Source organism: Streptomyces sp. NPDC039430 (genome assembly GCF_055639435.1).
The window spans coordinates 52,803-79,474 of record NZ_JBVKAK010000021.1; the positions used below are offsets into that span (position 1 = coordinate 52,803).

Annotated in this window: 24 protein-coding genes; 20 read left to right on the forward strand and 4 right to left on the reverse strand. The window is 69.7% G+C overall.

The window, feature by feature from the left end:
• The first annotated feature begins 126 nt into the window (after window positions 1-126).
• From ACZ7LS_RS33265 to ccsB, 4 genes are read left to right on the forward strand one after another with little or no spacing between them, the layout of a single operon-like run.
• Window positions 127-747: a TlpA family protein disulfide reductase gene (locus ACZ7LS_RS33265; RefSeq protein WP_385134583.1), complete on the forward strand. Its 621-nt coding sequence runs from the start codon at window positions 127-129 to the stop codon at window positions 745-747.
• Window positions 748-778: 31 nt separating this feature from the next.
• Window positions 779-1,516, forward strand: coding sequence for a cytochrome c biogenesis CcdA family protein (locus ACZ7LS_RS33270; RefSeq protein WP_382525787.1), 738 nt, complete (start codon window positions 779-781; stop codon window positions 1,514-1,516).
• Window positions 1,517-1,520: 4 nt separating this feature from the next.
• A complete protein-coding gene (gene resB / locus ACZ7LS_RS33275) occupies window positions 1,521-3,338 on the forward strand; it encodes a cytochrome c biogenesis protein ResB (RefSeq protein WP_385134585.1) in 1,818 nt (605 codons plus the stop codon).
• On the forward strand, window positions 3,335-4,426 hold the full coding sequence (gene ccsB, locus ACZ7LS_RS33280; RefSeq protein WP_382525690.1) for a c-type cytochrome biogenesis protein CcsB: 1,092 nt from the start codon (window positions 3,335-3,337) through the stop codon (window positions 4,424-4,426). The genes resB and ccsB overlap by 4 nt, the downstream gene beginning before the upstream one ends.
• Window positions 4,427-4,597: 171 nt before the next feature.
• On the opposite strand, the gene ACZ7LS_RS33285 is transcribed toward ccsB, so the two are convergent.
• Window positions 4,598-5,014 (reverse strand): PLD nuclease N-terminal domain-containing protein, encoded by a 417-nt coding sequence (locus ACZ7LS_RS33285; RefSeq protein WP_382525692.1) that lies wholly within the window; start codon window positions 5,012-5,014, stop codon window positions 4,598-4,600.
• Between the two features lie 234 nt (window positions 5,015-5,248).
• Between ACZ7LS_RS33285 and ACZ7LS_RS33290 the strand changes: the two genes are divergently transcribed.
• Complete coding sequence (locus ACZ7LS_RS33290; RefSeq protein WP_382525694.1) at window positions 5,249-6,700, forward strand: menaquinone biosynthesis decarboxylase; 1,452 nt, start codon at window positions 5,249-5,251, stop codon at window positions 6,698-6,700.
• Window positions 6,697-7,599: a menaquinone biosynthesis prenyltransferase MqnP gene (mqnP, locus tag ACZ7LS_RS33295; RefSeq protein WP_382525696.1), complete on the forward strand. Its 903-nt coding sequence runs from the start codon at window positions 6,697-6,699 to the stop codon at window positions 7,597-7,599. Before ACZ7LS_RS33290 ends, mqnP begins: the two co-directional genes overlap by 4 nt.
• 116 nt (window positions 7,600-7,715) lie before the next feature.
• Here mqnP and ACZ7LS_RS33300 read toward each other — a convergent pair whose 3' ends face one another.
• Entirely contained in the window at window positions 7,716-8,282 is a 567-nt protein-coding gene (locus ACZ7LS_RS33300; protein WP_382525698.1) for a rhomboid family intramembrane serine protease, read from the reverse strand.
• A gap of 177 nt (window positions 8,283-8,459) precedes the next feature.
• On the opposite strand from ACZ7LS_RS33300, the gene ACZ7LS_RS33305 reads away from it, so the two are divergent.
• The 8 genes from ACZ7LS_RS33305 (at window position 8,460) to ACZ7LS_RS33340 (ending at window position 16,004) form a co-directional block, all read left to right on the forward strand.
• Window positions 8,460-9,170, forward strand: coding sequence for a UbiX family flavin prenyltransferase (locus ACZ7LS_RS33305; RefSeq protein ID WP_385134589.1), 711 nt, complete (start codon window positions 8,460-8,462; stop codon window positions 9,168-9,170).
• A 124-nt stretch (window positions 9,171-9,294) separates the two neighbouring features.
• Window positions 9,295-9,750 carry an Lrp/AsnC family transcriptional regulator gene (locus ACZ7LS_RS33310; protein ID WP_382525701.1) on the forward strand — a complete coding sequence of 152 codons (456 nt, stop codon included), beginning with the start codon at window positions 9,295-9,297 and terminating at the stop codon, window positions 9,748-9,750.
• An 89-nt stretch (window positions 9,751-9,839) separates the two neighbouring features.
• Window positions 9,840-10,820 carry a quinone oxidoreductase family protein gene (locus ACZ7LS_RS33315; RefSeq protein WP_385134591.1) on the forward strand — a complete coding sequence of 327 codons (981 nt, stop codon included), beginning with the start codon at window positions 9,840-9,842 and terminating at the stop codon, window positions 10,818-10,820.
• An 82-nt stretch (window positions 10,821-10,902) separates the two neighbouring features.
• Entirely contained in the window at window positions 10,903-12,081 is a 1,179-nt protein-coding gene (gene mqnE / locus ACZ7LS_RS33320) for an aminofutalosine synthase MqnE (RefSeq protein WP_356516718.1), read from the forward strand.
• Window positions 12,082-12,148: 67 nt separating this feature from the next.
• Window positions 12,149-12,679, forward strand: coding sequence for a GNAT family N-acetyltransferase (locus tag ACZ7LS_RS33325; RefSeq protein WP_382525705.1), 531 nt, complete (start codon window positions 12,149-12,151; stop codon window positions 12,677-12,679).
• A 72-nt stretch (window positions 12,680-12,751) separates the two neighbouring features.
• Complete coding sequence (locus tag ACZ7LS_RS33330; RefSeq protein WP_382525707.1) at window positions 12,752-13,048, forward strand: DUF4229 domain-containing protein; 297 nt, start codon at window positions 12,752-12,754, stop codon at window positions 13,046-13,048.
• A 557-nt stretch (window positions 13,049-13,605) separates the two neighbouring features.
• Window positions 13,606-14,961, forward strand: a complete 1,356-nt coding sequence (locus ACZ7LS_RS33335; protein WP_382525709.1) for a dicarboxylate/amino acid:cation symporter — start codon at window positions 13,606-13,608, stop codon at window positions 14,959-14,961.
• Between the two features lie 413 nt (window positions 14,962-15,374).
• Entirely contained in the window at window positions 15,375-16,004 is a 630-nt protein-coding gene (locus tag ACZ7LS_RS33340) for a TetR/AcrR family transcriptional regulator (protein ID WP_382525789.1), read from the forward strand.
• Here ACZ7LS_RS33340 and ACZ7LS_RS33345 read toward each other — a convergent pair.
• Window positions 15,958-17,043 (reverse strand): MaoC family dehydratase, encoded by a 1,086-nt coding sequence (locus ACZ7LS_RS33345; RefSeq protein WP_385134593.1) that lies wholly within the window; start codon window positions 17,041-17,043, stop codon window positions 15,958-15,960. The genes ACZ7LS_RS33340 and ACZ7LS_RS33345 overlap by 47 nt on opposite strands.
• Before the next feature lie 305 nt (window positions 17,044-17,348).
• Here ACZ7LS_RS33345 and ACZ7LS_RS33350 point away from each other — a divergent pair, with 305 nt between their 5' ends.
• A complete protein-coding gene (locus ACZ7LS_RS33350; protein ID WP_385134630.1) occupies window positions 17,349-19,268 on the forward strand; it encodes an AMP-dependent synthetase/ligase in 1,920 nt (639 codons plus the stop codon).
• A 1,401-nt stretch (window positions 19,269-20,669) separates the two neighbouring features.
• On the opposite strand, the gene ACZ7LS_RS33355 is transcribed toward ACZ7LS_RS33350, so the two are convergent.
• On the reverse strand, window positions 20,670-20,873 hold the full coding sequence (locus ACZ7LS_RS33355; RefSeq protein ID WP_017948713.1) for a cold-shock protein: 204 nt from the start codon (window positions 20,871-20,873) through the stop codon (window positions 20,670-20,672).
• A gap of 388 nt (window positions 20,874-21,261) precedes the next feature.
• Between ACZ7LS_RS33355 and ACZ7LS_RS33360 the strand changes: the two genes are divergently transcribed.
• The 5 genes from ACZ7LS_RS33360 to ACZ7LS_RS33380 all read left to right on the forward strand — a co-directional run bounded on the left by ACZ7LS_RS33360 (window position 21,262) and on the right by ACZ7LS_RS33380 (window position 26,629).
• Complete coding sequence (locus ACZ7LS_RS33360) at window positions 21,262-22,125, forward strand: menaquinone biosynthetic enzyme MqnA/MqnD family protein (RefSeq protein WP_385134595.1); 864 nt, start codon at window positions 21,262-21,264, stop codon at window positions 22,123-22,125.
• Window positions 22,126-22,216: 91 nt separating this feature from the next.
• On the forward strand, window positions 22,217-23,845 hold the full coding sequence (locus ACZ7LS_RS33365; protein ID WP_385134597.1) for a serine/threonine-protein kinase: 1,629 nt from the start codon (window positions 22,217-22,219) through the stop codon (window positions 23,843-23,845).
• A 247-nt stretch (window positions 23,846-24,092) separates the two neighbouring features.
• Entirely contained in the window at window positions 24,093-25,319 is a 1,227-nt protein-coding gene (gene mqnC, locus ACZ7LS_RS33370; RefSeq protein WP_385134598.1) for a cyclic dehypoxanthinyl futalosine synthase, read from the forward strand.
• Window positions 25,320-25,351: 32 nt separating this feature from the next.
• Window positions 25,352-25,801 carry an imidazolonepropionase-like domain-containing protein gene (locus ACZ7LS_RS33375; RefSeq protein WP_382525719.1) on the forward strand — a complete coding sequence of 150 codons (450 nt, stop codon included), beginning with the start codon at window positions 25,352-25,354 and terminating at the stop codon, window positions 25,799-25,801.
• Window positions 25,802-25,936: 135 nt separating this feature from the next.
• On the forward strand, window positions 25,937-26,629 hold the full coding sequence (locus ACZ7LS_RS33380; RefSeq protein WP_385134600.1) for a demethylmenaquinone methyltransferase: 693 nt from the start codon (window positions 25,937-25,939) through the stop codon (window positions 26,627-26,629).
• The last annotated feature ends 43 nt before the right edge of the window (window positions 26,630-26,672 follow it).

Sequence of the window (26,672 nt, forward strand, 5' to 3'; positions counted from 1 at the left end):
GGACCGGCTGAGCGGATCGTCGCGCGGACCCCCGGCTGTTGCCCGTACACGGCCCTTTACAACGGGCTTTACGGGCAGCCAGGGGGGTGCGCAAGATCCCTGAATCGCCCATGCGAAACTTTTCACATGAACTCAGGCCGCGCTTCCCGACGCCGCTCCGAGCGACGATTCCGCGCCCTCCCGCCGGTTGTCGTCGGCGTGGCGGCCCTGACGCTCTCGGCCTGCGGGGGCGGCGGCAAGTCCGGTGGCGGTGGTGACACCAACTTCGTCACGAACACGGGTGGCATCTCGACCGTCGCGGCAGCCGACCGCAAGCCCGCCAACCGGCTCGCGGGCGAGACCCTGGAGGGCCAGCGGCTCGACGTCGCCGACCTCAAGGGCAAGATCGTCGTGATGAACGTATGGGGCTCGTGGTGCCCGCCCTGCCGCGCCGAGGCCCCGCACTTCGCGAAGGTCGCCAAGGAGACCGAGTCGAAGGGCGTGGCGTTCGTCGGGATCAACACCCGGGACGCCAACAAGGGCCCGGCGCTCGCGTTCGAGAAGGACTACGGCGTCCCCTACCCGAGTCTGTACGACCCGACGGGCAAGCTCATCGTCAACGGCTTCCCCCGGGGAAGTCTCAACCCGCAGTCCATCCCCTCCACGATCGTGCTCGACCGGGACGGGAAGATCGCGGCCCGCGCGCTGATGGCGCTCGACGCGGAGAAGCTGCGCAAGATGATCGACCCGCTGATCGCGGAGAAGTGATCCCGTGCAGGTTCTCGCCGCGGTCCCCGGCATGAATGAGACGGTCTACAGCGGAGCGCTGCTGGTCGCGCTGCCGATCGCCCTGCTGGGCGGGCTCGTCTCCTTCTTCTCGCCCTGCGTGCTGCCGCTCGTGCCCGGCTACCTCTCGTATGTCACCGGCGTCAGCGGCACCGATCTGGCGGACGCCAGACGCGGCCGGATGGTCGCCGGCGCCTCGCTCTTCGTCGTCGGCTTCACCGCGGTCTTCGTCTCGGGCGGGGCGCTGTTCGGCTTCGCCGGCGAGACGCTCCAGGACCACCGCGCCGTCCTCTCCAAGGTGCTCGGCGTCCTGATGGTCCTCATGGGTGTGTTCTTCCTGGGGATGATGCCCTGGCTCACCCAGCGCGAATTCCGCTTCCACAAGCGCCCGGTGTCCGGCCTGGCGGGCGCGCCGCTGCTCGGCGCCCTCTTCGGGATCGGCTGGACGCCCTGCCTCGGGCCGACCATCTCCGCGGTGAACGCCCTCGCGTTCGATCAGGCGAGCGCCGGCCGGGGGGCCATACTGACCGTCGCGTACTGCCTCGGTCTCGGAGTGCCGTTCGTGCTCGCGGCGGTGGCGTTCCGCAAGGCGCTCGGGGCGTTCGGCTGGATCAAGCGCCATTACGTATGGGTGATGCGCATCGGCGGCGCGATGATGATCCTGACGGGTCTGGCGCTGCTGACCGGCGCGTGGGACAGCCTCGTGCAGTCCATGCAGACCTGGACCAACGGCTTCACGGTGGGGATCTAGTTCCATGAGCAAGGCGTCCATGAACGACACCGGGTCCGACACCCCGACCGTGGCCGGGACCGACAACGACAGCGACAACGCCACCAACACCGGCGACGACACCGACTCCGCCGCGCGGGCGGCATCGGACGCGGCCCGCGCCGCTTCCGACGCCCGTGACGCGCGCGAACTCGGCGACGCCGGGTCCACCCTCTCCACCGCCCCCCGCGAGGAGCGTGAGGACACCGTCATCGGCGGCCCCACCCTCGGGATCGTCGGCTGGCTCCGCTGGTTCTGGCGCCAGCTCACCTCCATGCGCGTCGCGCTGATCCTCCTCTTCCTGCTCTCCCTCGGCTCCATCCCCGGCTCGCTGATCCCGCAGACCGGCATCGACGAGGTGAAGGTGCAGGACTTCAAGGAGCGGCACGAGACACTCGCGCCGATCTACGACAGCCTCCAGCTCTTCCACGTCTACAGCTCGGTGTGGTTCTCCGCGATCTACATCCTGCTGTTCATCTCCCTCATCGGCTGTATCGTCCCGCGCACCTGGCAGTTCGTCGGCCAGCTGCGCGGCCGGCCGCCGGGCGCGCCCAAGCGCCTCGACCGGATGCCCGCGTACGCGACGTGGCGCACCACCGCCGAGCCCGAGGCCGCCCGCGAGGCCGCGCTCGCGATCCTCAAGAAGCGCCGCTTCCGGGCGCATACGGTCGGTGACGCGGTCGCCGCGGAGAAGGGCTATCTCCGCGAGGCAGGCAATCTCGGCTTCCACATCGCGCTGATCGTGATGCTGGTGGCCTTCGCGAGCGGACAGCTCCTCAAGTCGGAGGGCGGCAAGCTGATCGTCGAGGGCGACGGCTTCTCCAACACCCTCACCCAGTACGACGACTTCAAGTCCGGCTCCCTCTTCAACACGGACGAGCTGGCGCCGTTCAGCTTCACGCTGGACGCGTTCACGGGAACGTACGAGCGCAGCGGGCCGCAACTGGGTACCCCCCGGACCTTCAAGGCCGACGTCCGGTACACCACCGACCCGGCCGGCCCGGAGAAGAAGGCCGTCATCGAGGTCAACAAGCCCCTCGACGTCGACGGCTCGAAGGTCTATCTCATCGCCCATGGATACGCCCCCGTCGTCTCCGTCAAGGACGGCCGCGGCAAGGAGGTCTTCCGGGGCGCGGTCCCGCTGCTGCCGATCGACAACAACGTCTCGTCCACGGGCGCCATCAAGGTCATGGACGGCTACCGCGACAAGAACGGCAAGAAGGACCAGCTGGGCTTCGCCGCGTTCTTCGTGCCGACGTACGGCGGGAAGGGCTCGGGGCAGATGTTCTCCCGGTTCCCCGCGCTCGACTTCCCGGTGCTCAACATCGGCGCCTACCACGGCAGTCTCGGTGTCGACTCCGGGCTGCCGCAGAACGTGTACCAGCTGAACACCGACAAGATGACGGCCTTCAAGGACGCCAAGGGCAATGTCCTGAAGAAGACCCTGATGCCGGGCGACTCACTGACGCTGCCCGACGGCGCCGGCTCCATCACCTTCGAGAAGGAGGTCAGGGAGTGGGCGAGCTTCCAGATCACCCATCAGCCCGGTGACGCCTGGGCCCTCGCCGGTGCGATCGCCGCCATCGCGGGGCTGGCCGGCTCGCTCTTCATCCAGCGGCGCCGGGTCTGGGTCCGGGCGGTACGGGGCGCCGACGGCGTCACCGTCGTCGAGATGGCGGGACTCGGCCGCAGCGAGTCCGCCAAGCTCCCCGAGGAACTGGCCGAACTGGCCGGCACCCTCCATTCAGAGGCGCCCAGCGCGCCTGATCCCGCAGAAAAGACTGTTGAAGGGGCTGAGAAGTGAATCTCGCCGCCACAGCAACCAATGAGAGCCTGGCACAGACCAGCAATGTGCTGATCTATTCGGCCATGGCCGTCTACCTGCTGGCCTTCTTCGCGTACATGGCCGAGTGGCTGTTCGGCAGCCGCAGCAAGGTCGCCAGGACCGCCGCCGCGCTGACCGGCGGCGACCGGACGTCCGCGGCGGCGCCGGTGACGGTACGGTCCGCGCGGGAAGGCGGTTCCACGGCCGTCCTGGAGCGGCCGGAGGTCATCACCCGCTCCGCGAGCGGCACCCGCGACCTGCCCGACGGCCCCGGCGCGGCGGGCGGTGACGCGCAGGGCGATCTGTACGGCCGGATCGCCGTCTCCCTCACGGTCCTCGCCTGGGGCATCGAGGCGGCCGGGGTGGTCACCCGCGCGCTGTCCGTGCAGCGGGCGCCGTGGGGCAACATGTACGAGTTCAACATCACTTTCACCACCGTGGTCGTCGGGGTCTATCTCGCGCTCCTGGCGCTGCGGAAGAACGTCCGCTGGATGGGACTGCCGCTCGTCACCGTGGTCCTCCTCGACCTCGGGCTCGCGGTCACCGTCCTGTACACCGCCAGCGACCAGTTGGTTCCGGCGCTGCACTCGTACTGGCTCTGGATCCATGTCTCCACGGCGATCTTCTGCGGCGCGGTCTTCTACGTCGGCGCGGTCGCCACGCTGCTCTATCTCTTCCGTGAGCGGTACGAGTCGAAGCTCGCCGCCGGCCTCAAGCCCGGCGCCTTCGCCACCTCGGTGATGGAGCGGCTGCCGGCCTCGGCGTCGCTCGACAAGTTCGCGTACCGCGTCAACGCGGCGGTCTTCCCGCTCTGGACGTTCACGATCATCGCGGGCGCGATCTGGGCCGGCGACGCCTGGGGCCGCTACTGGGGCTGGGACCCCAAGGAGGTCTGGTCCTTCATCACCTGGGTCGCGTACGCCTGTTACCTGCACGCCCGCGCCACCGCCGGCTGGAAGGGCCGCAAGGCCGCCTATCTGGCGCTGGCCGCCTTCGGCTGCTGGCTCTTCAACTACTACGGCGTGAACATCTTCGTCACGGGCAAGCACTCGTACGCGGGGGTGTAACTCGCGTACACCGGTGCACCGCCAGGACACCGGATGCAACTCCCGTACGCCGGATGCATCCCGCGTACACCGGATACATCAAGAGGCGCCCTCCGCGGTATTGACTCCGCGTGGGGCGCCCCTGTAGGTGCGTATGCCTGATGGGTGTATGTCCGTCCGAAGGGGCGGCTGTCAGGGCTTCGGCGGGGTGTCGTCCGCGCTGCCGCCGCCCTTCTCACGCCGCTCGATCTCCTCCTCGCGGCGCCTCAGATCCGCTTCCCACTGCGCGAGATGAGCGGAGTCCTCGTCGCTTCCCCCCACGTCCTCGGCGTCCTTGGAGCCCTTGACGTTCTTCTCGTCCTTGAGGGAGTTGAGGAACTCCGGGTTGTCGTCGGGCGCCACCCAGCCGCCTCCACGGCGCACCGCCGTCGTCCGCTCCCGGCCCACGATCAGCCACGAGATGGAGCCGACCAGAGGGAAAAGCAGCACCAGAATCGCCCAGATGGGCTTGGGGAGGTACCGGATCTCCTTCTCATCGGTGGTGATGCAGTCGATGAAGGCATAGATGCTGAGAGCCAACGGCACCAGAATCATCAGCACCCGAAGCATGGAGTCCCCTTTTTAGTGGAGATCGAGATTTTGGCGGAGATCGAGACCGCGTCAGCGGCCCCCTGACAGCACCAGGGTAACGAGTAACCGATCAGACCCGGTCCCGGACGGTCAAGCGGTCTTCTCGCCGCACAGGGGTCTTCTCGCCGCACGCAGGTCTAGTCGGCACGTGGGCCCCGTCCGGTCGGTAAGCCCCCGGCGGGCCGCGCCGGGGAGGATGACACACTGGAGCGCATGGCTTACGACGATCTCCGCTCGCTGCTCCGGGCGCTGGAGCGCGAGGGCGACCTCAAGCGCATCAAGGCCGAAGTCGATCCGTACCTGGAGGTCGGGGAGATCGTCGACCGGGTGAACAAAGCGGGCGGGCCCGCGCTGCTCTTCGAGAACGTCCGCGGCTCGGCGATGCCTCTCGCCATGAACGTGTACGGCACGGACCGCCGGCTGCTGAAAGCGCTGGGGCTCAAGGCGTACAGCGATATCAGCGACAAGATCGGCGGGCTGCTCAAGCCCGAACTGCCGCAGGGCTTCATCGGAATGCGCGAGGCGTTCGGGAAGCTCAGCTCCATGGCGCACGTACCGCCGAAGAAGATCAAGGACGCGCCTGTCCAGGAAGTGGTCCTCACCGGCGACGACGTCGATCTGGACCAGCTGCCCGCGCTGTTCACCTGGCCCGAGGACGGCGGCTCCTTCTTCAACCTCGGTCTCACCCACACCAAGCACCCCGAGACCGGCGTCCGCAATCTCGGGCTCTACCGGCTCCAGCGCCATGACCGGCGCACCATCGGGATGCACTGGCAGATCCACAAGGACAGCCGCAACCACTACCAGGTGGCCGCCAAGCGCGGTGAACGGCTGCCCGTCGCGATCGCGTTCGGCTGTCCGCCCGCCGTGACGTACTCCTCGACCGCCCCGCTGCCCGGCGATATCGACGAGTACCTCTTCGCGGGCTTCGTCCAGGGCCGGCGCATCGAGATGGTCGACTGCAAGACCGTCCCGCTCCAGGTGCCCGCCAACGCCGAGGTCGTCATCGAGGGGTGGCTCGAACCGGGCACGATGCTGCCCGAGGGCCCGTTCGGCGATCACACGGGGTTCTACACCCCGCAGGAGCCGTTCCCCGCGCTCACCATCGACTGCGTGACGATGCGGAAGCGGCCGCTGCTCCAGTCGATCGTGGTCGGCCGGCCGCCGACGGAGGACGGGCCGCTGGGGCGTGCGACGGAACGGTTCTTCCTGCCACTGCTGAAGATCATCGTGCCGGACATCGTGGACTACCACCTCCCCGAGTCGGGCGGCTTCCACAACTGCGCGATCGTCTCGATCGACAAGAAGTACCCCAAGCACGCGCAGAAGGTGATGCACGCGATCTGGGGCGCGCACATGATGTCGCTGACCAAACTGATCGTGGTCGTCGACGCGGACTGCGATGTGCACGATCTGCACGAGGTGTCCTGGCGGGCGCTGGGCAACACCGACTACGCGCGCGACCTCACCGTCGTCGAGGGCCCGGTCGACCATCTCGACCACTCCTCCTACCAGCAGTTCTGGGGCGGCAAGGCGGGGATCGACGCGACGAGGAAGCTCCCCGAGGAGGGGTACACCCGGGACGGCGGCTGGCCGGAGATGGTCGAGTCCGACCCGGAGACGGCGGCGAAAGTCGACCGCCGGTGGAGGGAGTACGGGCTGTGACGAGCGCAGCGGCGGCGGTACCGCAGCCGGGCAGGACCAGGGCTTTTCTGCGGCTGGTGATGATCGAGCACTCGGTCTTCGCGCTGCCGTTCGCGTATATCGCCGCGCTGACCGCGATGTTCCAGCTGGACGGGAACGTCCACTGGGTCCGGCTGCTGCTGGTCACCATCGCGATGGTCGGGCTCCGTACGTTCGCGATGGCCTGCAACCGGATCATCGACCGCGAGATCGACGCGCGCAATCCGCGTACGGCGGGACGCGAACTGGTGACGGGCGCGGTCTCGGTGCGCTCCGCGTGGACGGGCGCGCTCGTGGCCGTCGTCGTCTTCCTCGGGGCCGCGGCGGCGCTCAATCCGCTCTGTCTCGCCCTCGCGCCCATCGCCGTGATCCCGATGGTCGTCTATCCGTACGGGAAGAGGTTCACCAACTTCCCGCACGCCATCCTCGGCCTCGCCCAGGCCATAGGCCCGGTAGGCGCCTGGCTCGCGGTCACCGGCAGCTGGTCGTGGGACGCGGTGATCCTCGGGCTGGCGGTGGGCATCTGGATCGGCGGCTTCGACCTGATCTTCGCCTGCCAGGATGTCCAGGCCGACCGTGCGCACGGCGTGCTGTCCGTACCGGCGCGGTTCGGTATCCCGGCGGCGCTGTACGGGGCGCGGGCCTGCCATGCCGTGACCGTGGCGCTGCTGGTCTGGTACGCGCTGGCCACGGACGCCGGAGCGTTCTTCTGGACCGGGCTGGCCGTCGTCGCGGGGGCGTTCCTGTACGAGCACACGATCGTGAAGCCGGGCGATCTCTCGCGGCTGAACCGCGCGTTCTTCAGCGTGAACGGCTTCATCGGGATAGCCCTCTTCGTGGCCGCGCTGCTGGATCTCCTGGTGCGGGGCCTGACGCTGTAGGGCGGCCGGCGCGGCAGGCGGGTACGGCCGGTGTCCGGATGCGGCGGTGTCCACGTGCGGCGGTGTCCACGTACGGCCGGTGTCCTGTGCCTCAGCCGCTCAGCCCCGCGAGCCGCTCAGCCCCGCGCCGTTATTCGTTCGTTCAGCGGGGGCTGCCTGCGGAACATGAACGCGGCCAGCACCCCGCCGATCAGCCCGAAGAGATGGCCCTGCCAGCTGACGGCCGAGTTCGTCGGCAGGACGCCCCACAGGGCCGAGCCGTAGAACGCGAGGACCAGCAGACCGGTCACGATGTCCACCGCGTTGCGGTCGACGAAGCCGCGCACCAGCAGATAGCCGAGCAGCCCGAAGACCACCCCGGAGGCGCCCGCCGTGACCGTGTGGTCGGCGGCGGTGAGCCAGACGCCCAGGCCGCCGACGACCATGATCGTGAGCACGACGGCGGCGAACCGCCGCAGGCCGGTCAGCGCGGCGAGGAAGCCGAGGATCAGCAGGGGCAGGGAGTTGGACACGAGATGGTCGTAGCCGTGGTGCAGGAAGGCCATCGGGATGACATCGCGCAGCTCGCCGACGTCACGCGGGCTCAGTCCGTACGTACTGAGCGAGCCGGTCGGGCCGTTCACCGCTTCGAGCACCCAGAGCAGGGCGACCCAGCCGATCATGACGGCCGCGGCCGGCTTCATCCGTGAGGTCCGGCTCCGGCTCCGTGCGGTCGAGCCCGCGGGCGGTCGGGCGGTCGGATACGGCATCGGGGCCCCCTCTGGTCACTGCTCGTCCGTGTTCCCGAGGTTCTGCGCCCCGTGAACGTCCGGGGTACGGTCATCGGTTCCTGCCCCGGCCCGCCGGATAGGCTCGGATCCGTGAAGCCCGGATCGTACGAAGACGAGCACAGCCCGCGCCAGCCCCGGCGGCCCTGGGTCGTCGGCGTCTCGGGAGCGTCGGGGACGCCGTACGCCGCGGCCGTGCTGCGGGGGCTGCTGGACGGGGGCGAGAGCGTCGATCTCGTGGTCAGCCGGGCGTCACGGCTGACGCTCCTCGACGAGACGGGCATCGCCTTCAGGGACGCGCGCTGGCGGGCCGATCTGCGCACCTGGCTGGCGCGCGGCGCGGACGGCAAGCCGGACACCTTCGACGTGAAGCTGAGCCCGGACCCGGGCGCGGACGACGTACGGCACTGGCCGGCCGGCGATCTGGCGGCGGGCCCCTCCTCGGGCTCGTACCCCGCGAAGGGGATGCTGATCGTGCCCGCGTCCACGGCGAGTGTGGCCGGGGTGGCGCTCGGCCTGTCCAAGGATCTGCTCCAGCGCGCGGCGAGCGTGACTCTGAAGGAGCGGCGGACACTGGTGGTCGCCGTACGGGAGACGCCGCTGAACGGCCAGACGCTGAGACATCTGGTGACCCTGGACGAGGCGGGCGCCGTGGTGCTGCCCGCCTCTCCGGCGTTCTACGCGGGGGCGACACATATCCAGGACCTGGTGGACTTCGTCGCCGGGCGGGTCCTGGACGCGGCAGGGGTGCCGCACCGGCTGTACCGCCGTTGGGAGGGAGAGCTAGGCGGCTCTCGTGGGTGACGACGAGACCGACTGGGACGAGGAAAGGGCCCTGAACCAAATATTCGTAGGGTTTCGACCCTGCATGCCTTAGATTTTATCTATAATCTTGTGGGATTGCTGAATAATGGAAGGCTTCAGGCATATGGACGCCGTGGATAGGCAGCTCATCCAGGCCCTCAGGGAGAACGGCAGAGCCTCGTACGCCGAGCTCGGCAGGCTCGTCGGACTCTCCGGGCCCAGCGTCACCGACCGTATCAACCGTCTCGAAGCGGCGGGCGTCATCACCGGCTACCGCGCCACGGTCGACTCGGCCTCACTCGGCCTCGGCGTCACCGCGCTGATCGGGATCTCGCTCTCCGACGCCGCCGACCACGAGGACGTGGCACGCCGGATGCGCGATCTCGGGGAGATCGAGGACTGCTGGTTCATCGCGGGCGACGACTCGTACATGCTGAAGGTCCGCGCGAGCGACGTGGACGGCCTGGAGAAGACGATCGGCCGGCTGAGCGGTACGAAGGGCGTCTCCCGGACCCGTACCACCATCGTGCTCTCCACCAAGTGGGAGAACAGGGTGGGGGAGTTGCCCGAGGAGGTGTGACCCCGGCGGGTCCACCCGGAAGCGCGGAACCGGAAGCACGGAACCGGAAGCACAGAACCGGAAACGCAGCAGAGGAAGAGGAAGCGACTGTGCGTATCGTCCGGCACCACGAGTACGGCCCGTCCCGGGTGTTGCGGACCGAGAAGGCAGAGCCGCCCGCCCACGGCCCCGAGGACGTGCTCGTCCGCGCGGAGGCCATCGGCGTCGACCACGCCGACGTACAGCGCCGCCTCGGCACCTTCCCGCTCGGCGCCCCGCCGCTCCCGTACTGCCCGTCCACGGATGTCGCGGGCGTCGTGGTCGAGACCGGCGACCGGGTGACCGGGATCGAGCCGGGACAGCGGGTCATCGTATGGAAGGCCCGTGACGCCTACGCGGAGTTCGTCGCCGCCCCCGCCGCGCGGGTGCTGCCGCTGCCCGACGGCCTCGGTTTCGCGGAGGCCACACTGCTCGGCTCCACCGGCCGGATCGCGGTGCACCTGCTCCAGACCGCGCGGGTGGCCGCCGGCGAGACGGTGCTGGTGCACGCGGGCGCCGGCGCGATCGGCCATATCGCCGTACAGGCGGCCCGTGCCCTGGGTGCGCAACGGGTCATCGCCACCGCCGGTTCACCGCGCAAGCTGGACTTCGTACGCGCGCTCGGCGCGGACGCGGCCGTCGACTACACCGACCCCGACTGGCCCGCGCGGGTCCGTGACGCCGCCGGACCCGAGGGCGTGGACGTCGTCCTCGACGGCGTCGGCGGCCCCCGGCTCCTCGACGGCGTCCGGCTCCTCGCACCGTACGGACGGCTCGTCTTCTACGGCGCGTCCGGTGGCGACAGCGAGCAGCCGGCCATCCCCGTCATGGAGCTGCTGGGCATGCGGCACGTGACGGGCTTCAGCATGCCCACCATGCTGCGCGACAGCCCGGCGCTCGCGGAGGAGGGCGTACGGCTGCTGTTCCGGCTGGTCGGGGACGGTTCCGTACGGCCGGTGATCCATGCGCGCGTGCCGCTCGACGAGGCCGCTCGCGCGCATGACCTGCTGGAACAGCGCGTCAGCATGGGCCGCGTCGTTCTCGTTCCGTGAGGGGCGTAGTCTCGACTGGCACGTTGTGGCGGACATTTCGGCAGAGACAGCAGAGACAGCAGAGATAGTGGGAGGCGGCCTGATGACTGCATCTGTTCAGGATGCGGGTCTCAAGCGCGAGCTGGAGGCGAAGATCCGGGCCGGCGAGCGGCTGACCCGCGAGGACGGCATCGCGCTGTACGAGTCGGACGATCTGGCCTGGCTCGGCGGTCTCGCCCACGAGGTGCGTACCCGCAAGAACGGTGACGTCGTCCACTTCAACGTCAACCGGCACCTCAACATGACGAACGTGTGCACGGCCTCCTGCGCCTACTGCTCGTTCCAGCGCAAGCCGGGCGAGAAGGACGCGTACACGATGCGCATCGAGGAGGCCGTCCGCCTCGCCAAGGCGATGGAGGGCGAGAACCTCACCGAGCTGCACATCGTCAACGGCCTCCACCCGACGCTGCCGTGGCGCTACTACCCGCGCTCGCTCAGCGCGCTGAAGGAAGCCCTCCCGCAGGTCTCCCTCAAGGCGTTCACCGCCACCGAGATCCACCACTTCGAGACGATCTCCGGCCTGTCGGCCTCCGAGATCCTCGACGAGCTGATCGAGGCCGGTCTGGAGTCGCTGACCGGCGGCGGCGCCGAGATCTTCGACTGGGAGGTCCGGCAGCACATCGTCGACCACAACACCCACTGGGAGGACTGGTCGCGCATCCACCGGCTCGCGCACGAGAAGGGGCTCAAGACCCCGGCGACGATGCTGTACGGGCACATCGAGGAGCCCCGGCACCGCGTCGACCATGTGCTGCGGCTGCGTGAACTCCAGGACGAGACCGGCGGTTTCCAGGTCTTCATCCCGCTGCGCTACCAGCACGACTTCGTGGACATGAAGGACGGCAAGGTCCGCAACCGCCTCCAGGCCCGTACGACCATGGCCACGGGCGCGGAGGCGCTGAAGACCTTCGCGGTCTCCCGGCTGCTCTTCGACAACGTCCCGCACGTCAAGGTGTTCTGGGTGATGCACGGCGTGCAGACCGCCCAACTCGCCCTCCAGCACGGCGCGGACGACATGGACGGCTCGGTCGTCGAGTACAAGATCACGCACGACGCGGACAACTACGGCACGCCGAACAAGCTCGGCCGCGAGGACCTGCTCGACCTGATCCGCGACGCGGGCTTCCGGCCCGTCGAGCGGAACACCCGGTACGAGATCATCCGCGAGTACCCGGGCCCCGACGCCGACCGCCGCGAGTCCCCGCAGCCGATGCGGGTCTGAGCGGGCGCACGGATCCGAAAGACGCACGGGACAGGGCAGGGACAGGGACAGGGACAGGGCATTCGGGATGGCGCTCATATTCGAGCTGGATCCGGCGGTGGACCCCGGCCTGCGTGACGGAGTTCTCGCGCTCTGGACGGATGTCTCCAACGCGGGCGGTGCCGTCGGATTCGTACCGCCGGTCACGGTGGACGACGTACGGCCCGAGCTGGTCAAGCACTTCGCGGCCATGGCCGAGGGCCGGGTCAGGCTGCTGGTCGGGTACGACGAGGAGGGCGCCGTCGCCGCGACGGCGTTCCTCGCGCTCAACACCCACCGGCTGATGCGGCACTGGCTCTGGCTCTACACCGTGATGGTCCACCCCCGGCACCAGGGCAAGGGGTACGGCCGTGACCTGATGGCCGCCGCGGCGGACGCCGCCCGCGGGATCGAGTCCATCGAGGCGATCCGGCTCACCTGCCGCGGGGGCACGGGCGTCGACACGTTCTACGCCTCCTGCGGCTACAAGGAGGTCGGGCGGGTGCCGGACGCGATCAGGGTCGCCCCAGGTGACGACCGTGACGACATCACGATGCTCCTCCCGCTGAACCGGTACTGAACAGGCCGTGCTTGACTGGTAGGACTCGGACATACCGCGACGTCGGTACGCCAGGAAGAGAGAGGGCCCGCTGTGACCGCTTCGAAGACAAGCGCCACGATCCGGTACACCGCGATGCGTCTGGGCATCTTCGCCGGGTGCTTCGTGGTCGTCGCAGGCCTGGTCCAGTTCGGTGTGCTGCCCAAGGGACTCGGCGACTCCAACTTCGTCTGGGTGCTGCTGCTCGCCATCGTGATCTCGGCGCCGCTCAGCTTCATCCTGCTGCGCAAGCAGCGCGACGAGATGTCGGCGCAGCTCGTGGGCAAGGTCGACAGCGCGAAGTCGCGACTGGAGGCGAACCGCGCCCGGGAGGACGGCGTCACCCAGTAGGGCGACGCGCCCCCGTCCCCCCTTCCGTACGTCATCGCGGCGGCTGCCGCGGGCGCGGCGGCACGGTGGGCGCGGCGGCACGGTGGGCGCGGCATAAGTGCCACGTAAGCGCCACGTAAGCTTTCTCACACCCCAGCTCCGGAGCCGTCCCTCCAGAGCTGGGGTGCTGCCGTTTCCGGGCCTTTCAGGGCCTTTCCGGGCCTTTCAGGGGCCTTTGCAGGATCCTTCCGGCGGTCTTTCGCGCGCTTCCTACCTCAAAGAAGTGCTTTGAGCTTCTCAAAGTTCAAGTGTTAACGTGTTCGATATGAAGACAGCAGTGCGTCACCGCGGCCACCTGGGCATCCCGCTCGTGGCACGCCTGCATGTCGATCTGTGCCGCTGTATGTCCGCGGTCTGTTGCCGCGCTGTCTGACCCGGCATCATGCAGCGGCGCCCCTGCTGAGTTCTCCTGAGACTTCGTTCACGTCCTCCCGAGCCCTTCGAAGCACGAGCGCCGCACCCCCGTCCCGTAGGGGCCCTGGCCCCTGGCCCCGATACGTCATGTCTGGAGTGTGTTCGTGTCCGCGAACTCCGCGTCCACCACGTCAGAGAAGCCGGCCGGTCCAAGATCCGGCTTCCCGCTGCCCAAGATCCCGTTCTGGGCGCAGATCGTCGCCGGTCTGGTCCTGGGTGTGCTGCTCGGCTGGCTCGCCCGCAGCCAGGACATCAGCTGGCTCTACACGACCCTCGACAAGATCGGCAGCATCTTCGTCCAGCTGCTGAAGCTGGCCGTGGCGCCGCTGGTCTTCTTCGCGATCCTCGTGTCGATCACCAACCTGCGCAAGGTCAACAACGCGGCCAGGCTGGCCTCCCGTACCCTGCTCTGGTTCATGATCACCTCGCTGATCGCGGTCGCCATCGGCCTGGCGATCGGCCTGATCACCAACCCGGGCTCGGGCACCGGCCTCACCCCGAAGGACGGCAAGGCACCCGAGGGCTCCGGATCCTGGATCGACTTCCTGACCGGCATCGTCCCGACCGACGTGATCACGCCGTTCACCGAGCTGAACGTCCTGCAGATCGTCTTCATGGCCGCCGTCGCCGGAATCGCGGCCCTCAAGCTCGGCCCGAAGGCCCAGCCCATCCTCACCCTCAGCGAAGCCGTCCTCGAACTGCTCCAGAAGGCCCTGTGGTGGGTCATCCGGCTCGCCCCGATCGGTACGGTCGGCCTCATCGGCTTCGCCATCGCCGACTACGGCTGGGACCTCATCGGCAAGTACGCGACCTTCACCGCCGACGTCTACATCGGCTGCGCGCTGGTCCTCTTCGGCGTCTACCCGCTGCTGCTCGCCACGGTCGCCAAGGTCAACCCGCTCCAGTTCTACAAGGGCGCCTGGCCCGCGATCCAGCTGGCCTTCGTCTCCCGCTCCTCCGTCGGCACGATGCCGGTCACCCAGAAGGTCACCGAACGCCTCGGCGTCCCGAAGGAATACACCTCCTTCGCCGTACCGTTCGGCGCGACGACCAAGATGGACGGCTGCGCCGCGATCTACCCGGCGCTCGCCGCGATCTTCATCGCGCAGATCTTCGACGTCCAGCTGGGCATCCAGGACTATCTGCTGATCGCGTTCGTCTCGGTCGTCGGCTCGGCGGCCACCGCGGGCCTCACCGGCGCGACGGTCATGCTGACGCTGACCCTCTCCACGCTGGGGCTCCCGCTGGAGGGCGTCGGCCTGCTGATGGCGATCGACCCGATCCTGGACATGATGCGTACGGCCACGAACGTGGCGGGCCAGGCGCTGGTCCCGGTCATCGTCGCGGCACGCGAGAAGATCCTCGACCACGACGCGTACAACTCGGCCTCGGCGTCGCCGGTGGACGACTACGACAGCGCGGACGAGACGCGCGGGACGAAGGTCCCGGTCGCCGCGTAACGAGCGCACGCGACGCGCACACGCGTAACGCACACGCGTAACGCACACGCGTAACGCACACGCAGGAAGCGCCACTCGGATCGCCCCCGTCCTCTGCTGAGGCCGGGGGCGACGTGCTGTGGCCGGAGCGGGCGGGCCGCGGCGTGTGTGGGAGCCGAGCGAGCGGCTCACGGGCAGCACGATCCGGTAAGTCGGCCGGAACACCACGGGTCCGCTGTCCGCGCTTCCGGCGAACCGTAGGCTTACGGGGTTTGGGTCGAGTTCGTGAGCCAGGTTTGTGGGCCGGGTTCGTGGATGGGACGCGTGGGCCGGTTGTGTGGGCCGGGTTTGTGGGGCGGCGGGGATACCGGGAGAGCGGGAGGAAGCCTGACGTGGGTGCGGTGAGTGCCGCGAGCACCGGCAAGAGCAAGCGGATGCCGCGCGCGGAGCGCGAACGGCAGATGATGGACGCCGCCGTGCGCACCTTCGGACAGCGCGGTTACCGTGCCGCCTCGATGGACGAGATCGCCGAGCAGGTGGGTGTCTCGAAACCGCTGGTGTACCTCTACCTCAACTCCAAGGAAGAGCTGTTCACCGCCTGTATCCGGCGCGAGTCGGCGGCGCTGGTCGCGGCGGTGACGGCGGCCGTGGAACCGGGGGCGCCGGCCGACCGGCAGCTGTGGACCGGACTCGTGGCGTTCTTCACGCACACCGCGGAGAACCCGGACGGCTGGGCGGTGCTCCACCGCCAGGCGCGTACGCACGGCCAGCCGTTCGCCGCCGAGGCCACGAAGATGCGGGAAGCGCTGGTCGCGTATGTGACGGGACTGATCGGCGCGACGGCCCGCGAGGCGCACGGCGCGCCCGATCTGGCCGACCGGGATGTGGCCGGGCTGGCGCAGGCGCTGGTGGGGGCGGCGGAGGCGCTCGCGGCGTGGGCGAACGAGACTCCGGGCGTCTCGGCGAAGGAGGCCGCGGCGACGCTGATGAACTTCGCCTGGACGGGACTCGGGAATCTCATGGCGGGGGAGCGCTGGACGGATCGCGAGACAGCTCCCCGGTGAGATGGACGCGGGTCCCGGCGCCGTCGCGCAGTTGGAAGGCGACGCTGCCCTCGGCGCCGGTCCGCGCGGCGTACGTCACGGTGGCGGGAAGCGGTACGGGCGCCCTGAACTCCCCGCGTACGGACGACGCGTGGCCACCGTGGCCACCCGTACCGGTGCCGGTGCCGGTGCCGGCTTCGCCTTCCGCCTCCGCGACGCAGCGGGCGAACGTCCACATGCCATGGGCGATCGCACGCGGAAAGCCGAAGGGCCGCGCGGTGAGCGGATGCAGATGGATGGGGTTGCGGTCGCCGGACACGGCGCCATAGCGACGGCCCAGCTCGGCGGGTAGCCGCCACTCCGCGCTGACCGGCAGCGGTCGGGGGATGTCGGGCGCGACCGCGACCGTAGGCGCGGGAGCTGGCAGCCGGCGGCCGTGACGGCCACGGCTGTCGGGGCCACGGCTACCGTGGCCGGGCTCGTCGCCCCGCCCGTCGCCCCGCCCGTCGTCGTCCCGGTGGCGCGCGAGATAGGCGCTGCGGGAGTGCCAGACCACTTCGCCGGCGACCCGCGCCTCCGTCACGATGATCACTTCCACGCCACGGCGGTGCGGCACGAGACTCTGCGCGTACACGCTGATCTCCGGCCGTTCCTCCACCGAGAGGGCCCGCTGTCCGCCAATCTCGATCCAGGTGTGCACCAGCCCCAGCACGGGCAAGGGGAACTGACGTGCCGTCATGAGCCGCATGGCCAGCGGGAATCCGAGGACATGCGGATACGTGAGCGGCACCGTCCCGTTCGGGTCGGAGGGAAACCCGCAGAGCCGGATGTACGAAGCGAGCCGACCCGGGTCGATACGGGCACCGGTCAGCACGAGCCGGGTCTTCGGCAGAGCGTCGGCGTCGTCCCGTATCCGCCCCGTCCAGCCCGGCCGCCGCAGCCGCCGCGCGCGGCCCGGCGAGGCGATGGCACCGCGCACCATGGCGGGCGCCAGTCGAGGTGGTGAGGAGAGGAAACGGCCGGGTGCTGTGCCGGTGAAGTGCAGATAGCGGTCGGCCATTGTCTGACTCCCTGGACGGTCGTAGATTTACTCCCCAGTAAGGTTACTTAAGGGTCAGGAATTTGGTCGAGATGCTCCGTCTCCGCCCTCTTCGAGATCCACGCCTCTTCGGGATCCACGAGGCGCTGGCGATTCCCGAACGCGTCTCACGGGATGACGGAGCAGCACAGCAGTTCAGCAGCACAGCAGTTCAGCAGCGCAGCAGCAGAAGCCTCACTGCCGAGGAGCCGCCCGTGTCCGCCGACACATCTGCCGATGCCGGGTCCGCGCGGTCCGCGCGGTCCGCGCAGTCCCCTCAGCCCTCCGTGTCCGTTCTTCCGAGGCTGGTCGAGCCCGAGAAGCAGCGCGTGGACGGGACCGTGAGACAGGTGTCCGTACCCCCGCTCGCGCCGCCCGTCCGGCACGGTTCCCTCGCGGACATCCCTTTCGACAACGCCGAAGAGGCCCCCGGCGAGGCGGTCCTCAGCCGCAAGGGACCGAACGGGCGGTGGCGGGACGTCACGGCCGCCGCCTTCGCCGACGAGGTACGGGCCGTCGCCAAAGGGCTGATCGCGGAGGGGCTGCGCCCCGGTGACCGACTCGCGATCATGGCCCGTACGACCTACGAGTGGACACTCCTCGACTTCGCGGCCTGGGCCGCCGGGCTGATCACCGTACCCATCTACCCGACCTCCTCCGCCTTCCAGGCTCGCTGGATCCTCCAGGACTCGGGCGCGGTGGCATGCGTCGTGGAGGACGCGCAGCAGGCCCGGCTGATCTCCCAGGAACGCAGACAACTACCGGATCTCACCCGCCTGTGGGCGTTCGACACCGGCGCCGTCGGCACCCTGCGCGGCGCGGGCGAACACCTCCCGGACGAGGAGGTCATCGCGCGCCGCTCGCGGCTGGCGCCGGATTCCCCGGCCACGTTCATCTACACCTCGGGCACCACCGGACGTCCCAAGGGCTGCGTCCTCACCCACGCCAATTTCTTCGCCGAGGTGGACAACTCCATCGAACTGCTCCACCCCGTCTTCAAATCGGTGAGCAAGGAGCCGGCGTCCACACTGCTGTTCCTGCCGCTGTCCCATGTCTTCGGACGGATGGTCGCGATCGGCTGTCTGCGGGCGCGGGTACGGCTCGGACACGCGCCGTCCATCAAGACCGACGACCTGCTCGCGGATCTGGCGGGGTTCCGGCCGACGTTCCTGCTGGCCATCCCGTACGTCCTGGAGAAGGTCTACAACACCGGCCGCGCGACGGCCGAGAGGATGGGCCGCGCCTCGTCCTTCGACCGCGCGGCGAGGATCGCCCGGCGGTACGGCCAGGCATTGGAGGCGGAGGAACACGGCACCGGCCAGGGCCCGTCGTTCGCCCTGCGCGCGGCCCGCGCGCTGTACGACCCGCTGGTCTACCGGCGGATACGGGCCGCCCTGGGCGGCAAGGTGACGTACGCGATCTGCGGCGGCTCACCCCTGGGGCGCCGGCTCGCCGCGTTCTACTCGGGCGCGGGCATCGGGATCTTCGAGGGGTACGGCCTGACGGAGACGACGGCGGCGTCGACCGTCACCCCACCGCTCAAACCCCGGCTGGGAACGGTCGGCTGGCCGCTGCCGGGCACGGCGGTACGGATCGCCGACGACGGGGAGGTACTGCTGCGCGGGAGCCATGTGTTCGCCGGCTACTGGGACGCGGAGCGGGGCCGGGCGGTGGGGGCGCTGGAGCCGGGCCCGGGATCCGGGCCGGGGCAGCCGGAGGGCTGGTTCGCGACGGGGGACCTGGGGGCGCTGGACGAGGACGGCTATCTGACGATCACCGGCCGGAAGAAGGACATCATCATCACCTCGGGCGGCAAGAACGTCATCCCGGCACCCCTGGAGGACTGGCTGCGCGCGCATCCTCTGGTCAGCCAGTGCATGGTGCTCGGGGACAACCGCCCGTACGTCACGGCCCTGATCACCCTCGAACCCGACGGCCTGGCCCACTGGCGCCTGATGAAGAAGAAGCAGGACATCCCCCTGCCCGCCCTGACGGAGGACGAAGACCTGCGCGGCACACTCCAACGCGCGATAGACGAGGCCAACCGCCTGGTGTCCCGCGCGGAGTCCATCCGCCGCTTCAGGGTCCTTCCGGTGGACTTCACGGAAGAGAGCGGCCACCTGACGCCGTCGCTCAAACTGAAGAGAGCGAAGATCGCGGAAGACTTCGGCCCGGAGATCGAGGGGTTGTACGGGGGGAGGCGGTAGGTGGTGGGGGTGGGGGTGGGTTTTCGGCTGGGGGTGAGGGCCGAGGGGTAGTCGGGGTGGCCCGGAATGGATCATGGCGGGTGGGGGCCGCCCCTTGGGTTTCAGTGTCGCGGCTCCGGGTCGGGCGTCAAGGGCGCTCCTTCGTCGCGTCGGCTGCGCCGATTGCGCTGCGCTCCACCCTTGACTCCCGTCCCTCCACCGCAAGTGCTGCTTTGAGGGGGGCGGCCCGGGGGGAGGGGTCCCCGGGGAGGCACCCATGTTCCCGGGCTCCGGTTGCCGGCTTACTGGCCGGTGGGCCCTGCGGGGCTGCGCGGCAGTGGTGTGGGGTGGCCCGGCCTCGGCTCAGCGGGCTGGTGTGGGTGGGTGGTTGGGGCGCATGCCCCGCTGGTGAGGGCCCGTTGTCGGCTGCTCCTGTAGCCCGGGGCGGATGGAAGCGGCCACCCGCCCCTAATGCCCCAGTTTGTTAGGCCTCTTGGGGGGTCGTCGGGTCGGTTATGCGTCCTGGTGCCAGCCAACCGGGCCTCATGACGCCCCACGGCCCCTGGCCGGCCCACTGTCGTCTGCTGGGGCGCGGGAGTGGTGTGGGGTGGCCCGGCACCGGCTCGGCGTCTGGCCGTGGGGGGTGGTTGGGACGCATGCCCCGCTGGTGAGGGTGTGTGGGTGGTGGGGTGGCTGTGACTCAGGGGGCGGTGAGTGGGCCCGTGAGAGGCCGTGATGTGCCGTGGGGCCAGGTTAAGTGGACACGGGACGCATCACCGGTCCGAGGACCCTCCAAAAGGCCCGCCAAACTGGGACATAGGGGGCGGGTGGTCCTCTCGTCCGCCCCCCGGCTACAGAAGCAGCCGACAACGGGCCCTCACCAGCGGGGCATGCGCCCCAACTACCCACTCACCCCTGCTCGCCGAGCCGGTGCCGGGCCGCCCCACTCCACTCCTGCGCCCCCACCCACCGACCGGCAGTCGGCAACCGGACCCCCGCAACAAGGGAGCTTCCCCGGGGACCCCTCCCCCCGGGCCGCCCCCCTCAAAGCAGCACTTGCGGTGGAGGGGCGGGAGTCAAGGGTGACCGAAGGTCATCGGCTTGCCGACGCGACGAAGGAGCGCCCTTGACGCCCGACCCGGAGCCGCGAAACTGAAGCCTGAGGGGCGGCCCCAACCCGCCATCAAACCCCCCGGCCCACCACGGTTACCCCCCGGCACTCACCCGCAGCCGAAAACCCACCCCCACCGCTCACCGGTCGTATACGTTCCAGCGTGGGAACAGGGGTTGGATTGTCGGTAGCGGCGCCCCTCCCGCTCGCCCCGGCGCGAAAGGCAGGAGCCCCGCTGTCCCCCACCCGAGTGGGGAAAGCAGGGCTCCTTGGTTACTGCGTAAGTCGTGCGCGATCGCCGACCCGGGCAACTAGGCCGGGGTGACGTTCTCCGCCTGCGGGCCCTTCGGGCCCTGAGTGACGTCGAAGTTCACGACCTGGTTCTCCTCAAGGGAGCGGAAGCCGGTCGCGTTGATCGCGGAGTAGTGGACGAAGACATCCGGGCCGCCGCCGTCCTGGGCGATGAAGCCGAAGCCCTTTTCAGCGTTGAACCACTTGACGGTTCCGGTAGCCATAAGCCCTCCTTGGGCCAAAGGGTTGCCCTGCTCCAGAACCTGCAAAGAAGTCTGAAAACTACAAAAGCCTGCGGGTCACATGCTCCGCAGGCTCTGTACTGCAAGGGAAACCAAACTGCAACTTGCGGCGAGCCTAGCACGCAGTACATGTCCAGCGGTAGAGGGAAAGATCACTTCACCCGGACGTTTGTATAGGGCCCTGACGTGCTGACGAGCCACGCCGTAAGGGAGCCCCGGGGCCGTCCCGCACCCGGCGCGGGTCTAGCCTCGCGCTGTGGACAGTCCAGCGGAAAACACAGCGACAGAAGCATCACGGGCATCAGGGGCATCCGGCGCGGCAGCCCCCCCGGCCGAGGTGCCTGAGGCGACTGGGACGCCTGGGGCACCAGTGGTGGCCGGCGGCGGTGACGACCGTCGCAGTCGGCCGCGTGTCGGCCATATTCAGTTCCTGAACTGCCTGCCCCTCTATTGGGGCCTCGCCAGGACCGGTGCTCTTCTCGATCTGGAGCTGACGAAGGACACTCCCGAGAAGCTCAGTGAGCAGCTGGTGCGCGGCGAGCTGGATATCGCCCCCGTCACCCTCGTCGAATTCCTCCGCAACGCCGACGATCTTGTCGCCTTCACCGATCTCGCGGTCGGCTGCGACGGGCCTGTCATGTCCTGTGTCATCGTCTCGCAGGTACCGCTGGACCAGCTGGACGGCGCCCGGGTGGCCCTCGGCTCCACGTCCCGTACATCCGTGCGCCTGGCTCAGCTGCTGCTCAGCGAGCAGTACAAGGTGGCGCCCGACTACTACACGTGTCCGCCGGATCTCGGTCTGATGATGCAGGAGGCCGAGGCGGCCGTCCTGATCGGTGACGCCGCGTTGCGCGCCTCCCTCTACGAAGCGCCCCGGCTCGGCCTCCAGGTCCACGACCTGGGGCAGATGTGGAAGGACTGGACGGGCCTGCCGTTCGTCTTCGCGGTGTGGGCGGCGCGCAAGGACTATCTCGCGCGTGAGCCGAGGGTCGTACGGAAGGTCCACGAGGCGTTCCTCGCGTCCCGGGATCTCTCCCTGGAAGAGGTCGCGAAGGTCGCCAAGCAGGCGGCGCGGTGGGAGACCTTCGACGCGGAGCTGCTGGAGCGGTACTTCACGACGCTCGACTTCCGCTTCGGCCCCGACCAGCTCGCGGGCGTACGGGAGTTCGCGCACCGCACGGGCCCGACCACCGGGTTCCCTGCCGATGTGCACGTCGAGCTGCTCAGGACCTGACCGCGGACGTACCCCCACCCCCTACTCTGCTGCGTAGAGGTCCGTCGGGACGTTCGGGGACGTAGGACAGGACTCACGAGGGGGACGGGGAATGCAGCCGCTGGAGGCCGGCGATCCGGCGATCATCGGTCGGTACCGGCTGCTCGGGCGGCTGGGCTCGGGCGGAATGGGCAGGGTCTACGTCGCCCGCTCGCAGGGCGGCCGTACGGTCGCGGTCAAGGTCGTCCATCCGCACTTCGCGACGGACGACGAGTTCCGGGCCCGCTTCCGCCGCGAGGTGGACGCGGCGCAGCGCGTCGGTACGGCGCCCGACGGGTCCCGCCGGTCGGCGCCGGTGCTGGACGCCGACCCGGAGGCGGCCGTTCCGTGGGTGGCCACGGCCTATGTGGCGGGCCCTTCGCTGACCCAGGCGGTCGGGACGTACGGCCCGCTGCCCGAACACTCCGTACGCGCGCTGGGCGCCGGTCTCGCCGAGGCGCTGGAGGCCGTGCACGGCCTCGGGCTCGTGCACCGGGACGTCAAGCCGTCGAACGTGCTGCTCGCCCCGGACGGGCCCCGGCTGATCGACTTCGGTATCGCGCGTGCCACGGACGGCACCGCCTCGCTCACCTCGACCGGCGTCTCGGTCGGGTCGCCCGGCTACATGTCGCCGGAACAGATCCTGGGCAAGGCGGTCTCGGGCGCGTCGGACGTCTTCTCGCTGGGCGCGGTACTGGCGTACGCGGTGACGGGCACGAGCCCCTTCCCCGGCGACTCGTCGGCCGCGCTCCTCTACAACGTGGTGCACGAGGAGCCCGAACTGGGCTCCCTCCGCGGCGAACTGCGAGAGCTGGTCGCGGACTGCCTCGCCAAGGACCCGTCCGCACGGCCCGCGCCGGCCGAGATCGTGCGCCGCCTCGCCGGTGGCATGGCCGACGGTGCGCGGGAACTGGTGGCCGCGGGCTGGCTGCCGGCACCGCTGGTCGAGGAGGTCAGCCGGGCGGTGGTCCGGCTGCTGCACCTGGAAGCGACGGCTCCGCCCGTACAGACGGGTCCCGTGCCCTTCAGCAACCCGTCGCTGGGGGTCTTCGGACCGCCGACGGACAGCACGGCAACGGGAACGGGTCCCGACTCCATCGCAGGCACCGATTCCCACACCGGCACCGGCTCCGACTCCACCACCGGCACCGGCACCGGACGCCGAGCGCGCAAGATCAGCTGCACGGTGGCACTGGCCGTCGCGGGCGCGATGGCCGCAGTGATGGTGGGCAGCGCGTTCCTCTTCGACCTCATCCCGAGCGGCGGCGGCACCAACGACTCCGCCTCCACGGACAAGCCCGCCCCGTCGTCGAGCGTCTCCGCGTCCAGTCCTCAGGCAGGCTCCGGCGACGCCTCCGTACCCGCGGAACTCGTCGGTGTCTGGGACGGCGAGGTCACCGCCGCCGGACTGCCCGCGGGCACGATGAAGGTGACCATACAAACGGGCTCCGCCGGCGAGCGGGTCGGAAAGGCCGAACAGACCGACATACTCGGCAACTTCATCTGCGAGGACCTGCTCACCCTCACCGGCGTCGAGGGCAACACCCTCGTGGTCGACGCCCGGCGCGGCCCTCGCAGCAAGGACATGTGCACCGAGAGCACGACCGGACTGCGGCTCGGCCTCGAAAGGGACGGCCTGCGCTACCTCTCCGAGGACGCGCGGGCGGGCAGCCCCACCGGCATCCTGACGAAGCAGAGGTGACCACAGAGGTGACCACAGAGGCGATCGCAGACGTGGCCGCAGACGTGGCCGCAGACGTGGCCGCAGACGTGGCCGCAGACGTGGCCACGGGTCGGCCGCAGACGTGGCCACAGCGGCAGCCGCAGACATGAGCAGGCCGCTTCCCCGCGCCTGAGGCTCACCCGCCCCCATGGCGCTCGCGGCCCGCCGCCACCCCTGGCGTAGGCTGGATCGGTCGTCACAGCCCCCTTGGGAAGGACCCGCACCGGTGACCGAGAAGGCCGACCTCACGTCCGTAAAAGTCACTGGCAGCCTCACTGACGTCCTGGACCGCGCCGCCGCCGGCGGTCGCATCACCCCCGAGGAAGCGCTCGACCTCTACCGCTCCGCTCCGCTGCACGCGCTCGGCGCCGCTGCCGATGCCGTACGCCGCCGCCGGTACGCCGGGACGGAGCACATCGCGACGTACATCATCGAACGGAACATCAACTACACCAACGTCTGTGTGACGGCGTGCAAGTTCTGCGCCTTCTACGCCGCGCCCAAGGACACCGCCAAGGGCTGGAGCCGCGACCTCGACGACATCCTGCGCCGCTGCGCGGAGACCGTGGAGCTGGGTGGTACGCAGATCATGTTCCAGGGCGGCCACCACCCGGACTACGGCGTCGAGTACTACGAGAAGCACTTCGCCGCGATCAAGAAGGACTTCCCGCAGTTGGTCATCCACTCCCTCGGCGCCTCCGAGGTCGAGCACATGGCCCGGATCTCCGGTGTCTCCGCCGAGGAGGCGATCCAGCGCATCCACGCCGCCGGTCTCGACTCCTTCGCGGGCGCGGGCGCCGAACTACTGCCCGCCCGCCCGCGCAAGGCGATCGCGCCGCTCAAGGAGTCCGGCGAACGCTGGCTGGAGATCATGGAGATCGCGCACGGCCTCGGTGTCGAGTCGACGTCCACGATGCTCATGGGTACGGGCGAGACCAACGCCGAGCGCATCGAGCATCTCCGGATGATCCGTGACGTACAGGACCGGACGGGCGGTTTCCGCGCCTTCATCCCGTACACCTACCAGCCCGAGAACAATCACCTGAAGGGCCAGACGCAGGCCACGCTCTTCGAGTACCTGCGCATGATCGCGATCGCGCGCATCTTCCTCGACAACGTCGCGCACATCCAGGGCTCCTGGCTGACCACGGGCAAGGAGGTCGGCCAGCTGTCGCTGCACTACGGCGCCGACGACCTGGGCTCGATCATGCTGGAGGAGAACGTGGTGTCGTCGGCCGGCGCCAAGCACCGTTCCAACCGGCTGGAGATCATCGACCTGATCCGCAAGGCGGGCCGCGTCCCGGCGCAGCGCGCCACGACGTACGAGCACCTGGTCGTGCACGACGACCCGGCGAACGACCCCGTCGACGACCGCGTCCAGTCGCACATCTCGTCGACGGCGATCGAGGGCGGTACGGCCCACCCCGAGCTGAAGCTCATCGCCACCAACTGAGCCGATCGATCGGGAGTCCGGGAGTCCGCGCGGTGGAGACCCTGCATGTGGCCGACGAGGTGCGCCGCGCCTGGGACGCCGCTGAGCCGGTCAAGGGCGGCGGCGTCGTGGTGACAGGGGACCGGATCGGCGCGGTCGGCACGTTCGAGGAGTTGCGGGAGCGGTTCCCCGGTGCGCGGGTGCGGACGTGGGCCGGGGTGCTCGGGCCCGCCCGTGTCCACGAGGGGCCGCTGCCGGACGCCCCGACCCCGCGCGAGCGGATCCACGCCGTACTGAAGCTGGGCGCGGCGGCGGTCCTCGCCGAGTACGCGACGGCCCCGGGGCTGCGCGAAGCCGCCGCGCGGGTGGGCGTCCTCGTCCTGCCCGTGGCCGGGCGTACGGCCATCGCCGAGGCGGGCCGCGCCGATCTCGCGGTGTTCGACGCGGACGGGCGCTGCGTCGCCACGGTGTGCGCGGGCCGACTGGTGCACCGCCGCGCGTAGCCCCGTAGCCCGGTAGCCCGGTAGCTCGCGTAGGCGCTCAGCCGTGTCTGTGCGTAGCCGCGTCCTGCGGGAGCGGGGAGTCGTACGGGGGAGCGGGCCGGTCCGGCCGATTCCGGCCCTGCCACAATGGAGCGCGTGACCCGAGCCTCCCTGGACAAGCAGCCGCACGAAGTCATCTCGATGTTCGACGACGTGGCGGAGAAGTACGACCTCACGAATGATGTGCTCTCGCTCGGCCAGGCACGGCTGTGGCGCAAGGAGGTCGCCAAGGCCGTGAAGGCCCGCCCGGCGGAGAAGGTACTCGACCTGGCCGCGGGCACCGCCACCTCCTCGATGTCGCTCGCCGCGGCCGGTGCGTACGTCGTGCCCTGCGACTTCTCCCAGGGCATGCTGCGTACGGGCAAGAAGCGGCACCCATGGATGCCGTTCACGGCCGGGGACGCGACGAAACTGCCGTTCGCCGACGGGGTCTTCGACGCGGTGACGATCTCCTTCGGCCTGCGCAATGTCCAGGACACGGACCTCGCGCTGCGCGAGCTGTACCGGGTGACGAAGCCCGGCGGGCGGATCGTGATCTGTGAGTTCTCGCACCCGACGTGGGCGCCGTTCCGTACCGTCTACGAGGAGTACCTGATGCGCGCGCTGCCGCCGACCGCGCGCGCCGTGTCCTCCAACCCCGAGGCGTACGTCTATCTCGCCGAGTCGATCAGGGCCTGGCCGGAACAGCCCGCCCTCGCGGCGCGGCTGAAGGGGGCGGGCTGGTCCAGGGTGGCGTGGCGGAATCTGACGGGCGGGATCGTGGCGCTGCACCGGGGCGTACGCGCCTGAGCCGCGCCGGCTCAGGCGACCCCCGGGACCGGCTCGGCTCCGA